General features: G+C 71.0%; 14 protein-coding genes. 1 reads left to right on the top strand and 13 read right to left on the bottom strand.

The genetic code is table 11. The features are described 5' to 3' along the window. Nucleotides 1-3: 3 nt before the first annotated feature. The 8 genes from ACFXKZ_RS24160 to leuA all read right to left on the bottom strand — a co-directional run bounded on the left by ACFXKZ_RS24160 (nucleotide 4) and on the right by leuA (nucleotide 8,064). Nucleotides 4-555 (bottom strand): hypothetical protein, encoded by a 552-nt coding sequence (locus tag ACFXKZ_RS24160; RefSeq protein WP_380003029.1) that lies wholly within the window; start codon nucleotides 553-555, stop codon nucleotides 4-6. Nucleotides 556-719: 164 nt separating this feature from the next. Next, nucleotides 720-1,496, bottom strand: coding sequence for a TIGR03943 family putative permease subunit (locus tag ACFXKZ_RS24155; RefSeq protein WP_380003028.1), 777 nt, complete (start codon nucleotides 1,494-1,496; stop codon nucleotides 720-722). Beyond that, nucleotides 1,493-2,581, bottom strand: coding sequence for a permease (locus tag ACFXKZ_RS24150; protein WP_380003027.1), 1,089 nt, complete (start codon nucleotides 2,579-2,581; stop codon nucleotides 1,493-1,495). Before ACFXKZ_RS24150 ends, ACFXKZ_RS24155 begins: the two co-directional genes overlap by 4 nt. 130 nt (nucleotides 2,582-2,711) lie before the next feature. Beyond that, on the bottom strand, nucleotides 2,712-3,572 hold the full coding sequence (locus ACFXKZ_RS24145) for an isoprenyl transferase (protein WP_380003161.1): 861 nt from the start codon (nucleotides 3,570-3,572) through the stop codon (nucleotides 2,712-2,714). Nucleotides 3,573-3,595: 23 nt separating this feature from the next. Then, nucleotides 3,596-4,348 (bottom strand): DNA repair protein RecO, encoded by a 753-nt coding sequence (gene recO, locus ACFXKZ_RS24140; RefSeq protein ID WP_380003026.1) that lies wholly within the window; start codon nucleotides 4,346-4,348, stop codon nucleotides 3,596-3,598. A gap of 61 nt (nucleotides 4,349-4,409) precedes the next feature. After that, nucleotides 4,410-5,081 (bottom strand): TerB family tellurite resistance protein, encoded by a 672-nt coding sequence (locus ACFXKZ_RS24135; protein ID WP_380003025.1) that lies wholly within the window; start codon nucleotides 5,079-5,081, stop codon nucleotides 4,410-4,412. A gap of 126 nt (nucleotides 5,082-5,207) precedes the next feature. After that, a complete protein-coding gene (locus ACFXKZ_RS24130; RefSeq protein WP_380003160.1) occupies nucleotides 5,208-6,077 on the bottom strand; it encodes a TauD/TfdA dioxygenase family protein in 870 nt (289 codons plus the stop codon). A 229-nt stretch (nucleotides 6,078-6,306) separates the two neighbouring features. Further along, complete coding sequence (gene leuA / locus ACFXKZ_RS24125) at nucleotides 6,307-8,064, bottom strand: 2-isopropylmalate synthase (protein ID WP_380003024.1); 1,758 nt, start codon at nucleotides 8,062-8,064, stop codon at nucleotides 6,307-6,309. Nucleotides 8,065-8,377: 313 nt separating this feature from the next. Between leuA and ACFXKZ_RS24120 the strand changes: the two genes are divergently transcribed. Next, on the top strand, nucleotides 8,378-9,112 hold the full coding sequence (locus ACFXKZ_RS24120) for a hypothetical protein (protein WP_380003023.1): 735 nt from the start codon (nucleotides 8,378-8,380) through the stop codon (nucleotides 9,110-9,112). A gap of 39 nt (nucleotides 9,113-9,151) precedes the next feature. Here ACFXKZ_RS24120 and era read toward each other — a convergent pair whose 3' ends face one another. The 5 genes from era to ACFXKZ_RS24095 all read right to left on the bottom strand — a co-directional run bounded on the left by era (nucleotide 9,152) and on the right by ACFXKZ_RS24095 (nucleotide 13,586). Further along, on the bottom strand, nucleotides 9,152-10,102 hold the full coding sequence (era, locus tag ACFXKZ_RS24115; protein WP_126638490.1) for a GTPase Era: 951 nt from the start codon (nucleotides 10,100-10,102) through the stop codon (nucleotides 9,152-9,154). Between the two features lie 82 nt (nucleotides 10,103-10,184). Next, complete coding sequence (locus ACFXKZ_RS24110; protein WP_078977382.1) at nucleotides 10,185-10,544, bottom strand: cytidine deaminase; 360 nt, start codon at nucleotides 10,542-10,544, stop codon at nucleotides 10,185-10,187. Between the two features lie 130 nt (nucleotides 10,545-10,674). Further along, on the bottom strand, nucleotides 10,675-12,003 hold the full coding sequence (locus ACFXKZ_RS24105) for a hemolysin family protein (RefSeq protein WP_380003022.1): 1,329 nt from the start codon (nucleotides 12,001-12,003) through the stop codon (nucleotides 10,675-10,677). A 51-nt stretch (nucleotides 12,004-12,054) separates the two neighbouring features. Then, the gene (ybeY, locus tag ACFXKZ_RS24100; protein WP_078977380.1) at nucleotides 12,055-12,528 is read right to left on the bottom strand and encodes an rRNA maturation RNase YbeY; all 474 of its coding nucleotides are present in this window, start codon (nucleotides 12,526-12,528) and stop codon (nucleotides 12,055-12,057) included. A 5-nt stretch (nucleotides 12,529-12,533) separates the two neighbouring features. Then, the gene (locus ACFXKZ_RS24095; protein WP_380003159.1) at nucleotides 12,534-13,586 is read right to left on the bottom strand and encodes a PhoH family protein; all 1,053 of its coding nucleotides are present in this window, start codon (nucleotides 13,584-13,586) and stop codon (nucleotides 12,534-12,536) included. Nucleotides 13,587-13,588: the final 2 nt, after the last annotated feature.

Below are 13,588 nucleotides of genomic sequence, written 5' to 3'. Positions count from 1 at the left end.
CGCCTACCAGCTGCCGCCCCCGGTCGCGCCGGTCGTGGTGCCGCCCCACGTCCCGCCCTCCGAGCACGTGCCCGTGGGCCGCACCGTGGCCGAGCCGACCGCATTCGGCTTCAGCACGTTGAGCTGCCCGGCCGCGATCGAGCCGCCGGACAGGAACTCCGAGTAGGCGAACGTCTTGGTGATCGACTTCTTACCCGCGGGCACGTCGATCTCCTCCTGCTTCATGCCGCCGGAGGATCCGCCGTAGGAGATGGTGATCCGGCCGCCCCGGTGTCCGTCGGCGAAGGTGATCGTGCCGATGTACGTCTCCATGAACGCGGTCCGGCACCGGACGCCGGCCAGCGTGCCGGGCGTGACGGTCAGGAACACGCCCTTGACCCGGAGGTCCCCGTCGCCGGCCTTGCCGTCCGCGTCGGCGGTCCCGACCGGCTCGCTCGTCTGTCCCTTCCGGTCGGCGTCCGCTCCCCGGTCCTCCTTCTGGCACGCGGTGGCACCCGATACGAGTGCGCCCACAACGGCCGCCGCGACGACGGCACGACGAATTCCCCATCCCATGACGATTCCCCCCGATGGTTCGGCGGATCGTCCTCCCCAGGCGATCCGTCCGTGAACTCACGCTAGGGGAACGGATCTTGCTGCACCGCCGCGCTCGCAGGACACGAACGCGGCGGTGACCGGACGGTGACATCGTCACAACGCGGCCAATCGGCACCATGTGCCTATTCGTACGGCTCCTTCGGCGTCGGCACCCGATCGACCTTGGTCGCGGTCAGGGCCGGCATCGCGTCGTCGGCCTGGACCTGGCCGTTGGGCAGCCAGCGGCCGGTGACGGTCACCCACGAGTCGGTCGGCGGGGCCGCGACGCCGTGCACCTCGATCTTGCGTGCGAACGCGTCCGCCGCACAGCAGCTGATCACCATCCGGGTCACGTACCAGGTGCCCGCGCTCTTGCCGGGTGTGACGAAGCCGGTGAGCTGGACGTCGCGGTCCTTCAGCGGCGCGGCGGTGTCCCACACCGAGCGGATCAGGAAGTCGGCCAGGGTCATCGGCAGCGGGTCCCCCGGCGGCAGCGCGGGAAAGCCGGCGTCGTTGTTCGCGGCGGCCGGCTTCGCCACCACGTTGTCCGAGCGCGAGGCGGTGTACGACCCGAGCGCCGGCGGTGCGATCAGGAACAGCGCGAGCACCGGCAGACACAGCAGCCAGGCCGCGCGCGGGCCCGCCGAGTGGTCGTGCCCGTGTCCGGCGTCGTCGACCGCCGGGGGTTCCCCGTCCGCCGCGTGTGCGTGCCCGGCGTCCGCCGCCGGCTCCACCGCCCGCCGCTGGATCCCGTCCCGGACCGCCGAGACCAGGCCGACCAGGAGCAGGATCGCGCCCGCCGCGATCAGCGCGGGCCGCAGGCCGTCCTTGACGTAGCGCAGGTACATGTCGGTCAACGAGATCCGCAGCAACGCACCGCCGATCAGGATCAACAACACCGCCTGGACGTCCCGCCTCACAACAACCACCATCCGACGACGTAGCTCGCGACGATCGCCACCACGAACGTCGCCGAGGAGAACCGGGCCGCGAATCCGCGCCCGAAGGTGCCCGATTGGAGCGCGATCAACTTCACGTCCACCATCGGGCCGACCACCATGAAGGCCAGCTTCGCGGTCGGCGAGAAGCCGAGCAGGCTCGCCGCCACGAACGCGTCCGCCTCCGAGCACACCGCGAGCACCACGGCCAGGAAGGCCAGCGCGAGCACCGCGAACCAGGGCGAGCCGGAGACCGCGTCGATCACGTGCTTGGGCACCGTGACGTTGAGCGTCGCGGCGGTGATCGCGCCGATCACCAGGAAGCCGCCCGCATGCAGGAAGTCGTGCTGGAGCGCGAGCCGGAAGTTTTCCCACTTGCCGTTGCCGCCGTGATCGTGCGGACGGCGCATGGGCTTGATCCACTCGGGCCGGCCGAACCGGGCCCACAACCAGCCCATCAACACCGCCGTGCCGAGCGAGGCGACGAAGCGGGCGAGCACCATCTCGGGCTGCTTGGGGAAGGCGACCGCGGTCGCGGTCAGCACGATCGGGTTGATCGCGGGCGAGGACAGCAGGAACGCCAGCGCCGCGGCGGGCGCGACCCCGCGCGCCATGAGTCCGCCGGCCACCGGCACCGACGCGCACTCGCAGCCCGGCAGGATCGCCCCGGCGGCGCCCGCGACCGGTACTGCGAGGGATTGCCGTTTGGGCAGTACCTTGGTGAACACCGAGGGTGGTACGAACGCGGTGATCGCGGCGGACAGCAGGGTGCCCAGGACCAGGAACGGCAGCGCCTGGACGGAGATCGCCACGAACACGGTCGCCCAGGTCTGCACCGCGGGCGTGCCGAGCCGGTCCACGATCCACGGCTGCGCGAACAGCAGCACGAGCAGGGCGAGTACGAAGAATTCGAGTTGGCCCGGCCGCCACCGCTCGGCGGGTGGGCGACCGTGTGCCGCGGACCCGGCGGTCGCGGCCGGCGACTCGGCGCCGCGGGGTGGCGGGGGCGCCACCCGAGCGGCGGCAGCGGGGCGCGGCGGCGCGCTCTTTTCGAACATGATGGTCATGTTCGCATCGATCGCGGCGCCGCCGCTCGCTCCACACCCCGCTTTGCGAAGCTTTCACGCTTCGGGAGCCGCGACTTCGGGAGCCGGCCCACCGAGAGCCGACATTTCGGGCCCCCGGGCCTTGGCGGCCTCAGGAGCCCGACGGCACCGGTTCCGGCTCGGCGACCGCGTTCGGCAGCGCGCCGCCGTAGCGGCGGTCGCGCGACGCGTACGTCTCGCAGGCCTGCCACATGTGCCGCCGGTCGAAGTCCGGCCACAACACGTCGAGGAAGACCATCTCGGCGTAGGCGGACTGCCACAGCAGGAAGTTCGAGGTGCGCTGCTCACCGGAGGAGCGGATGAACAGATCGACATCCGGCATGTCCGGCTCGTCGAGATACTTGGCGAACGTCTTCTCGTCGACCTTCTTCGGGTCGAGCCGGCCCGCCTTGACGTCCTCGGCGATCAGCGCGGCGGCGTCCGCGATCTCGGCCCGGCCGCCGTAGTTGATGCACATCGCCAGGGTCAGGCGGGTGTTGTCCTTGGTGCGCTCCTCGGCGATCTCCAACTCCTTGATCACGCTCGCCCACAACCGGGGCCGCCGGCCGCACCAGCGGATCCGCACGCCGAGTTCGTCCATCTCGTCGATCCGGCGGTGGATCGTGTCGATGTTGAAGCCCATCAGGAAGCGCACCTCCTCGGGCGAGCGCTTCCAGTTCTCGGTGGAGAACGCGTACGCGGAGACGTACTTGACGCCGATCTGGGCGGCGCCCTCGACCACGTCGAACAACGACGCCTCGCCCGCGGTGTGCCCGTCGGTGCGGGCCAAGCCGCGCTCCTTGGCCCAGCGGCCGTTGCCGTCCATCACCAGCGCGACGTGTTTCGGCACCAGATCGGCCGGGATGTCCGGCGGCAGCGCGCCCTCGGCGTGCGGCTTGGGGTCGCGGTAGTGCCGCTGCTCGCGAGCGGCCCGGGCGGGCGCCGACTCGGCCCGCCGACGGCGGGGGAACAGGCCGAAGCGGCCACGCGACTGACTCACGATCTCTCCACCAATCTCAACGAGCGGATACCCCGCTCCAGGTGCCATTGCAGATACGCGGCCACCAGGCCGCTGCCCTCGCGCCGGTGCCGCGGCTCGCTCGCGTCGGCTCGGCCCCAGTCGCCGGTCAACAGCGCACCGAGCAGGGAAAGGGTCTCGGGTGAGGGTACGACGGATCCGGCCGGCCGGCAGTCGCCGCACACCGTCCCGCCGCCCTGGACGGTGAAGAACCGGTTCGGTCCGTCCAGGCCGCAGCGGGCGCAGTCGGCGAAACTCGGCGCGTAGCCGGCCACCGCGAGCGAGCGCAGCAAAAACGCGTCGAGGACCAGACCGGGCTCGTGGGCGCCCGAGGCCAGCGTGCGCAGCGCGCCGATCAGCAGCAGGTATTGCTGCAGCGCGGGCTGGCCGCGCTCGTGGTCGGTCAGTCGCTCGGCGGTCTCCAGGATCGCCGTACCCGAGGTGTACGCGGCGTAGTCGAGCGCGAGCCGACCGCCGTACGCGCCCAGGGTCTCGGCCTGCGTGATGATCGGCAGGCCGCGCCCGGGGAAGTCGCTGCCCCGGGTGAAGAACTGCACGTCGACGTGCGCGAACGGCTCCACCCGGGCGCCGAACTTGGACTTGGTCTTGCGCACCCCGCGCGCCACGGCGCGCACTATCCCGTGGTCGCGGGTCAACAGGGTGATGATGCGGTCGGCCTCACCCAACTTCTGGGCTCGCAACACGACACCCTCGTCACGGAGGAGGCTCATGCTCCCATTGTGCCGCGCGCGGCCGACGTGCCGCGTCGGCCGGTCCCCTCGTGCCCGCGGGTCACGGGCCCGCGAGCACGTGGTCGACGCGGGCCCGGCCGAGCCCGAGCTGGTCGCCGGCGTGGTACAGGATCACCCGATGCGCCGGGTCGTACGCCCCGCAGGCCAGCGCCACCCGGGCCGCGACGCCGACCAGGTGCTCGCGCCCGGCGACGGCGAGGTGCGGGGCGATCTCGGCGAGCGCCCACGCGGTGTCCTGGGCCAGGTGCGCGCCGACGTCGACGGCGAGCGCGCACGCGTCGTAACTCGGCATGCCCGCGGCCCGGACCGCCTCGACCGCCGCCGCGCGGACCGCGTCCCCCTCCTGCGGCTCGTCGTCGACGGCGGCCACCACGGCCACCACCAGCGTGCGCACCGCCTCGCGCAGGAGCAGGGTCAGCGCCCGGGCGGTCGGCGTCTCGAGGACCGCGACGTCGTGCCGGGTACAGCACACCGCGCACTCGACGCCGGAACCGGCCCGCCCGAGCGGGATCAGCGCGACGCCGAACAACACGAGCCGACGCCGACCGCCGCCCTTGCGAAAGCGCCGATCGCCTCCGCACGCCGGACAGTGGAACTCGCCGTCACCGATCGCCGATCGGATGGTCCGGATGCCCACGACGAAGAACATGGTGCCGCCCCCTGCGTCCCGCGCGGCGGAGAGCCTTCTGTCCGCCTGCTTCGATGCTGCCACGAATTTCACGAAGCGTCATCGAAAGCGGACAGATGGTTACTTTTTCCCGGCCTGGAACGGGGCCGACCTGCATCGGAGCCGGTGGGGGCGGCAGGTTCCGGCAGGCGCGGACAGGACGGCCGGGCGTCAGTAGGGCCGGTCGCCCAGGATCGCCGCGCGCTCCATCACCCGCACGTGCGGGTGGTAGTCGTTGACCGCGTAGTGCTGGGTGGCCCGGTTGTCCCAGAAGGCGACCGTGTCCGGCGCCCAGCGCAGCCGGACCTGGTACTCGGGCGTCATCGCCTGCCGGAACAGCACCCCGAGCAGCTCCTCGCTCTCCGCCTCGGGCAGTCCGACGATGTGGTCGGTGAAGATCCCGTTGACGAACAGGGTGCGCCGACCGGTCACCGGGTGGGTGCGCACCACGGGGTGCTCCACCGGCGGGAACTCGCGGCGCCTGGCCGCCAGTTGCTCGGGGTCGAGACCGTGCCCGAAGGCCAGGGTGAAGTCGTGCACGGCGGTCAGACCGGCCACCCGCTCCTTCAGGTGGGCCGGCAGTGCGTCGTAGGCGGCGCCCATGTCCGCCCAGACCGTGTCACCGCCCCGCTCGGGCACCTCGATCGCGCGCAACACCGAGCCGAGCGCCGGCCGTTCGCGCCAGGTGACGTCGGTGTGCCAGATGTTCTCCACGCCCACCGAGGCGGCGTCCTTGGCGAATCGCACCACCTCGGGCACGTCCCCCTGACCGAGGAAGGGGTGCACCTCCAACTCGCCCCAGAGGCGGGCGAAGGCGCAGTGTTGCGCCGGGGTGATCGGCTGGTCCCGAAAGAACAGCACCTTCCATTCGAGGAGGGCGCGGTCGAGTTCGGCGAACAGTTCGGGGCCCACCGGTTCGGCGAGCGAGACGCCGCGGATCTCGGCGCCGATCAGGTCGCCGTACGGAACGAGTTCGAACCGGGTGTACGGCTCGGAGTCGACGCCCTCGGGCAACCGGCGCAGCGGTCGCGACCCCGGCATCAGACCGCGGTCGGCGATCCGACTACGCCCGGGGGCGGCGGGCGTACCGGATGCGCCGGGTGTACCGGGGGCGGTGGATGACGTCATGGCAGAGCCCTCCCTGGAGTAGAGGGCCGCACATTAACCCAGTCGAGTTAAATGGGGAATGGCGTCGGACCGGTCGGGAGCAGCGAAACGGCGGTCCCCGGTCGCCCGGGAACCGCCGTCGTCTCGCCTCACCGCGTCGAGGTCACCCGCGGGCGGCCCGGTTCACCGCGCTCACCACTGCCTCCAGCGACGCGCGCACGATGTTCTCGTTGACGCCGATGCCCCACAGCACCCGGCCGTCGACCGCGCACTCGACGTAGGCCGCGGCCCGCGCGTCCTCGCCGCCGCTCATCGCGTGCTCGCTGTAGTCCAGCACCCGGGTGTCGAAGCCCAGTCCGCCCAGGGCCCGGACGAAGGCGTCGATCGGACCGTTGCCGATCGCCTCCAGCGTCTGTACCTCGCCGTCCACGCTCAGCTCGACGGTCAGCACGTCCTTGCCGTCCGCGCCGGAAACCGTCCGGTGGCCGAGCAGCGCCAGCCGACCCCACGGGGCGTCGGGGGTGGGCAGGTACTCGTCCTGGAACACCGCCCAGATCTGAGCCGGCGTCACCTCGCCGCCCTCGGCATCGGTCTTGGTCTGGATGATCCGGGAGAACTCGATCTGCGCGCGCCGCGGCAGGTCCATCCGGTGGTCGGCCTTGAGCACATACGCGACGCCGCCCTTGCCGGACTGGCTGTTCACCCGGATCACGGCCTCATAGGTGCGGCCGACGTCCTTGGGGTCGATGGGCAGGTACGGCACCGCCCACTCGATCTCCTCGACCGACCTGCCCGCCGCGGCCGCGTCCCGCTCCAGGATCTCCAGGCCCTTCTTGATCGCGTCCTGGTGCGAGCCGGAGAACGCGGTGTAGACCAGGTCACCGGCGTACGGGTGGCGCGGGTGCACCGGCAGCTGCGTGCAGTATTCGACCGTGCGCCGGATCTCGTCGATCTCGGAGAAGTCGATCATCGGGTCCACGCCCTGGCTGAACAGGTTCATCCCCAGCGTGACCAGGTCCACGTTGCCGGTGCGCTCGCCGTGCCCGAACAGGCAGCCCTCGACCCGGTCGGCGCCGGCCATCACGGCCAGCTCGGTCGCGGCCACCGCGGCGCCGCGGTCGTTGTGCGGGTGCACCGACAGGGCGATGAACTCGCGGCGGGTCAGGTTGCGGCTCATCCACTCGATCTGGTCCGCGTACACGTTCGGCGTCGAACGCTCGATCGTCGCGGGCAGGTTCAGCGTGATCTCGCGACCGGTCTCCGGCTGCCATACATCCATCACCGACTCGCAGACCTCCAGCGCGAAGTCCAGCTCGGTGTCGATGAAGATCTCGGGCGAGTACTCGTAGCCGAACGCGGTCTCCTCGCCCAGGTGCTTCTCGGCGTAGCGCATCACGTGCTCGGTGCCGGTCACCGCGATCGCCTTGCACTGGTCGCGGTCGACGTTGAAGACCACCCGGCGGAAGGTCGGCGCGGTCGCGTTGTAGAGGTGGACCGTGGCCTTGGGCGCGCCGACCAGCGACTCCACGGTGCGCTCGATCAGTTCCTCACGGGCCTGGGTCAGTACCGAGATGGTGACGTCGTCCGGTACCGCGCCCTCCTCGATGATCGAGCGGATGAAGTCGAAGTCGGTCTGCGAGGCGGCCGGGAAGCCGACCTCGATCTCCTTGTAGCCCATCCGCACCAGCAGGTCGAACATGGTGCGCTTGCGCGCCGGGCTCATCGGGTCGATCAGCGCCTGGTTGCCGTCGCGCAGGTCGGTGGACAGCCAGCGCGGGGCGACGGTGATCGTCTTCGACGGCCAGGTGCGGTCCGGCAGGTCGACGCCCCGGAACGGCTGGTACTTGTGGATCGGCATCCCGGACGGCTGCTGGGTCACGGACGCGGCGGTGATCGGGGTGGAGCGATTCACGGAAGGCATGCGGGCGGGTCTCCTGAACGCGAGGAAGGACTGCGGCGAGAGCAGATGGGCCGGCGACGGGAGGAACGACATCCCGGAGGCTCCGACGTGCGGACATGCCTCTATCCCCGCGACGGGGGAGCCGGTCTGACCTCTGTCAGAGGGATGAGCCCCCGGCGCGGCGGCTAAGGAGAAGCAGCCACTGACGCATGATGTCGGCAACCATACCCGACGGGTCGAATAGGTCGAGACGGCGTCCGTCATACGAACACATGTGATCTTTTCGGCCGGCCCCCTCCCCCCGACGGGCGCGATGCTCCTACGCTCACTCCCCATGAGCGATTACAACCAGGGTCCCTACGGACCGCAGCCGGGCCAGGGCGGCCCCGGCGGATACCCCCAGCAGGGCGGTCCGGGCTACGGACAGCAACCCCAGCAGGGTGGGTACGGACAGCAGCCGCCTCCGCCGCAGTACGGACAGCAGCCCCCGCAGTACGGCCAGCAGCCGCCCGCATACGGCCAACCGCCGACCCCGTACGGTCAGCAGCCCGGTGGATACCCGCCGCCCGCGCCGGGCGGAGGCGGCATGGGCGGCGGACTTCCGTCGTTCGGGCCGGGTGCGATCGCGGGGGCGATCGGCGCGGTGATCGTGGTGATCGGCTCGTGCCTGGCCTGGATCGGCGCCGACGGCAAGAGCGACGCGATCAAGGGCCTGGACGGTGACGGCAAGTGGACGCTGGCCGCCGGGATCGTGGCCGTACTGCTGTTCGTCGCCGGCATCGCCACGCGTAAGGCCGTGGCCGCGGCCGGAGCCGGTATCCCGGCCCTGGTCGCCCTCGGCTTCGCCGTCTGGAACGTCGCGGACAAGTACCGGCTACCCATGCAGAAGGACGACGTCCCGAGCGACAAGAAGGACCGCTACAAGCAGTTGCTCGAACACTCGGGCATCACCCTCAAGGTCGAGGCGGGCCTGTGGATGGCGCTCGCCGGTGCGGTGATCGCGATCGCCGCCGCCGCCTTCGTCCTGATCACCTCGAAGCGGAACCAGTCCGGCCCCTACGGCCGCTGACCCGCCCCTTCGGGTCGGGTCTCGGGGGTGGGCTCGGGGTCAGAAGCCGAGCTTGCGGAGCTGCTTGGGGTCGCGCTGCCAGTCCTTGGCCACCTTCACGTGAAGGTCCAGGTAGACGGGCGTCCCAAGCAGCGCCTCGATCTGCTTGCGGGCACGCGTGCCCACGTCCTTGAGCCGCCCGCCCTTGTGCCCGATGACGATCGCCTTCTGGCTGGGGCGCTCGACGTAGAGGTTCGCGTGCACGTCGAGCAGCGGCTTGTCGGCGGGGCGGTCCTCGCGCGGGATCATCTCCTCGATGACCACCGCGAGCGAGTGCGGCAGCTCGTCGCGCACACCTTCGAGCGCGGCCTCGCGGATCAGCTCCGCGGCCATCACCATCTCGGGCTCGTCGGTCAGCTCGCCGTCCGGGTACAGCGGCGGGCCGGCCGGAAGCAGCGGCATCAGCAGGTCGGCGACCAGGGTCACCTGGCTGTCGCCGACCGCGGAGACCGGGATGATCTCGGCCCATTCGATGCCGACGTCCTCGCCCATCTTCTGCACCGCGAGCAACTGCTGGACCAGCGTCTGCGGGTCCACGAGGTCGGTCTTGGTGACGATCGCGACCTTGGGCGTGCGCTTGGCCTCGGCCAGCTCGGCCGCGATGAACCGGTCGCCGGGACCGACCTTCTGGTCGGCCGGGATGCAGAAGCCGATCACGTCGACCTCCGCCCAGGTGGCCCGGACCAGGTCGTTGAGCCGCTGTCCCAGCAGGGTGCGCGGCTTGTGCAGGCCGGGGGTGTCGACCAGGACGAGCTGGCCGTCGGGGCGGTGCACGATGCCGCGCACCGTGTGCCGGGTGGTCTGGGGGCGGCCCGACGTGATCGCCACCTTCGTGCCCACCAGCGCGTTCGTCAGGGTGGACTTGCCGGCGTTGGGGCGGCCCACGAAGCACGCGAAGCCCGAGCGGTGGACGGGTGCGGAGGGGTTGGGGCGATCACTCATGGGTGACATTGTCGCTCAAGCCGCGAGCGTTCCTCGCCGCGCGGGTCGGTCGTGGTCGCGCCGGCCTGGGGAGGCGGGCCCGGGGGCGGCCTCAGACCGTCACGATGGTGCGTACGACCGCGTCCGGACCGGCGGACAGGATCGGCGTGCCGGCGCCGCCGAGGTCGCGCACCGCGTCCCGATCGGCCTCGGTCACGGTGTCGTCGGCCCCGACGATCGCCGCCGCCTCCAGGCCGCGCGCGCCGCCTGCGACGGCCATCGCGACCGCCGTGCGCAGCGCGGACAACTCCAGCGAGGGCAGCGCGACCGTGGACGCGGTGTAGGTGCGCCCGGTCTCGTCCCGTACCGCGGCCCCCTCGCTCGCCCCGTTGCGCGCCCGGGTGGCCCGGGCCAGCGTGACGATCTTGGCGTCCTCGGGGTCGACGACGAACTCGGGCGTCTCGGCGCTCACGGGGGCTCTCCTGTTCGGCGCGGTACGAATGCCGACACAGTAACTTGCCGCCGCCGACGCGCGATGTACCGGTCCGAACCGGCCCAGGAGGCCGACCGGGTCGACATCACCGCCCCCGCCGGGCCCGGCGTCACCGGTTCCGCTCGGCCGCGGAACCCCCCTCGGCGGGCGCCGCCGGGCGCTCCTCGCCCCGCTCGGTCCGGCGCACCACGATCGTGCCGACCCGGTTGCGCCGCCCCGACGGGCTCTCCGCGACCAGCCGCAGCCCTTCGACCACCGCCGTCGCGCCCGGGATCGGCACCCGGCCCAGCGCCTTGGCCAGCAGGCCGCCCACGGTCTCCACGTCCTCGTCGTCGAGTTCGAGCCCGAACAGCTCGCCCAACTCGTCCACGGGCAGCCGGGCGGTGACCCGGAACGCGCCGTCGGGCAGCGGCTCGACCGGCGCGGTCTCGGTGTCGTACTCGTCGGTGATCTCGCCGACGATCTCCTCCAGGATGTCCTCGATGGTGACCAGGCCGGCGGTGCCGCCGTACTCGTCGACCACCACGACCATGTGCGTGCGCTCGAACTGCATCTCGCGCAGCAGGTCGTCGGCCGGCTTGCTGTCCGGCACGAAGGTCGCGGAGCGCATGATCGAGTCGACGCTCTCCTTGGCCCAGCCCGGATCGCCCATCGTGCTGCGCCGGGCCAGGTCCTTGAGGAAGACGATGCCGACCACGTCGTCCTCGTTCTCGCCGATCACCGGGATCCGCGAGTAGCCGCTGCGCAGCGCCAGCGACATCGCCTGCCGCAGCGTCTTGTGCCGCTCGATGAAGACCATGTCCGGGCGCGGCACCATCACCTCGCGCACGATCGTGTCGCCCAGTTGCAGCACCGAGTGCAACATCTCGCGCTCGTCGTCCTCGATCAGCGAGTCCTTCTCGGCGAGGTCCACGAACGCGCGCAGCTCCGCCTCGGAGGCGAACGGCCCCTCGCGGAAACCCTTTCCGGGGGTGAGCGCGTTGCCGAGCAGGATCAGCAGCTTCGGCAGCGGCCCGAGCACACGCGCGAGCCCGAACAGCACGGGCGCGCCGATCGTGGCCACCATGACGGGGTGTTGCCGACCGACGGTGCGCGGGGAGACCCCGACGGCGACGTAGGACACCACGACCATGATGCCGATGGTGACCAGTACGGCCTGCCAGGTCTCGTCGAAGTCGTCCACGCACACCACGGTGACCAGTACGGCCGCCGACAACTCGCACGCGACCCGCACGAGCAGGGCCAGGTTGAGATATCGGGCGGGGTCCTGAACCACCGCCAGCAGTCGCTTGGCGCCCCGGCGTTCGGCGCGGACCAGTTCCTCGGCGCGGACGCGCGAGATGCGCGAGAGGGCCGCCTCCAGGCACGCGAAGAGACCGGCCACCACGACCAGGACGATCGCGCCCACCACGAGGCGCACCACGCTGTCAGCGGGCACTGCCGCCCCCGACGCGCGCTCGGCCGGGGGCGGGGATATCCCGTGGCCGGCTCATCCGCGGTCGTCCGCGGCGCGGCGGGCCTCCCGCCAGGATTCGAGCAGTTCCTTCTGCAGCGCGAACATCTCGCGCTCCTCGTCGGGCTCCGCGTGGTCGTAGCCGAGCAGGTGCAGCACGCCGTGCACGGTGAGCAGATGCAGCTCGTCGTCCATGGTGTGGCCGGCCGCCGCACCCTGGCGCTCGGCGACGGTCGGGCACAGCACGACATCGCCGAGCAGCCCCTGCGGGGGATCCTCGTCGGCTTTGCCCGGACGCAGTTCGTCCATCGGGAAGGACATCACGTCGGTCGGACCGGGCAGGTCCATCCATTGGATGTGCAGTTGCTCCATCGCGGGTTCGTCCACGATGACCACGGACAGTTCCGCCAGTGGATGGATGCGCATACGGTCCAGGGTCCATCGGGCGACGTCCACGATCGCGTGTTCGTCCACCCCCGTGCCGGACTCGTTGGCGATGTCGATGGACATGGCCCTCAGTTCACTTCCCGTTCCACTGTCTGCATGTTCACTGTGTGCTTGCCGCGGCCGTTCTTGTCGATCGGCCGCCGGCCGCGCGACCTGGGCACGTCACCGTTTCCGGAGCCGTTGCCGTTCGGCCGCGCGTCCGCCTCGACTTGGATGTCGTAGCGCGCGTACGCGTCCACGATCCGGCCGACGAGCTTGTGTCGGACCACATCATCGCTGGTGAGCGTGCAGAACGCGATATCGTCCACGCCGCGCAGGATCTCCTGCACCACGCGCAGCCCCGACTGGGTGCCGCCGGGCAGGTCGACCTGGGTGGTGTCCCCGGTGACCACCATGCGCGAACCGAACCCGAGGCGGGTCAGGAACATCTTCATCTGCTCGGCCGAGGTGTTCTGCGCCTCGTCGAGAATGATGAACGCGTCATTGAGTGTGCGGCCGCGCATATATGCGAGCGGAGCGACCTCGATGGTGCCCGCGGCCATCAGGCGCGGGATGGAGTCGGGGTCGATCATGTCGTGCAGCGCGTCGTAGAGCGGGCGCAGATACGGGTCGATCTTCTCGTAGAGGGTGCCGGGCAGGAAGCCGAGGCGTTCGCCCGCCTCGACCGCGGGCCGGGTCAGGATGATCCGGGTGACCTGCTTGGACTGCAGGGCCTGGACGGCCTTCGCCATCGCGAGGTAGGTCTTGCCGGTGCCCGCCGGGCCGAGCCCGAACACGATGGTGTGCTCGTCGATCGCGTCCACGTAGCTCTTTTGGTTGAGCGTCTTGGGACGGATCGTGCGGCCGCGGTTGGACAGGATGTTGAGGGTCATCACCTCGGCGGGACCGTGTCCGTCGTTCGAGCGGACCATCGCCACCGAGCGCTCCACGGCCTCCTCGTTGAGCGGCTGACCGGTGCGGACGATGACCAGGAGTTCGTCGAAGAGCCGGCGGACGAGGGCGACCTCGGCCTCGTTGCCGGAGACGGTGACCTCGTTGCCGCGGACGTGGATGTCGACCTCGGGGAAGCCCTGCTCGACCACTCGCAGGAACGAGTCGCCGGAACCGAGGAGCGCCACCATCG

This window comes from Embleya sp. NPDC059237, from assembly GCF_042754105.1.
Taxonomy (GTDB): domain Bacteria; phylum Actinomycetota; class Actinomycetes; order Streptomycetales; family Streptomycetaceae; genus Embleya.
This window is presented reverse-complemented; position numbering and strand designations above follow the sequence as displayed.

What these genes read in the sequence shown, in the direction of transcription:
- recO (WP_380003026.1), bottom strand. Translation starts at nt 4,348, where the DNA reads ATGAGCCTCCTCCGTGACGAGGGTGTCGTGTTGCGAGCCCAGAAGTTG.
- ACFXKZ_RS24130 (WP_380003160.1), bottom strand. Translation starts at nt 6,077, where the DNA reads ATGCCGGGGTCGCGACCGCTGCGCCGGTTGCCCGAGGGCGTCGACTCC.
- leuA (WP_380003024.1), bottom strand. Translation starts at nt 8,064, where the DNA reads ATGCCTTCCGTGAATCGCTCCACCCCGATCACCGCCGCGTCCGTGACC.
- ACFXKZ_RS24095 (WP_380003159.1), bottom strand. Translation starts at nt 13,586, where the DNA reads ATGGTGGCGCTCCTCGGTTCCGGCGACTCGTTCCTGCGAGTGGTCGAG.
- ACFXKZ_RS24120 (WP_380003023.1), top strand. Translation starts at nt 8,378, where the DNA reads ATGAGCGATTACAACCAGGGTCCCTACGGACCGCAGCCGGGCCAGGGC.
- ybeY (WP_078977380.1), bottom strand. Translation starts at nt 12,528, where the DNA reads ATGTCCATCGACATCGCCAACGAGTCCGGCACGGGGGTGGACGAACAC.
- ACFXKZ_RS24160 (WP_380003029.1), bottom strand. Translation starts at nt 555, where the DNA reads ATGGGATGGGGAATTCGTCGTGCCGTCGTCGCGGCGGCCGTTGTGGGC.
- ACFXKZ_RS24150 (WP_380003027.1), bottom strand. Translation starts at nt 2,581, where the DNA reads ATGACCATCATGTTCGAAAAGAGCGCGCCGCCGCGCCCCGCTGCCGCC.
- era (WP_126638490.1), bottom strand. Translation starts at nt 10,102, where the DNA reads ATGTCACCCATGAGTGATCGCCCCAACCCCTCCGCACCCGTCCACCGC.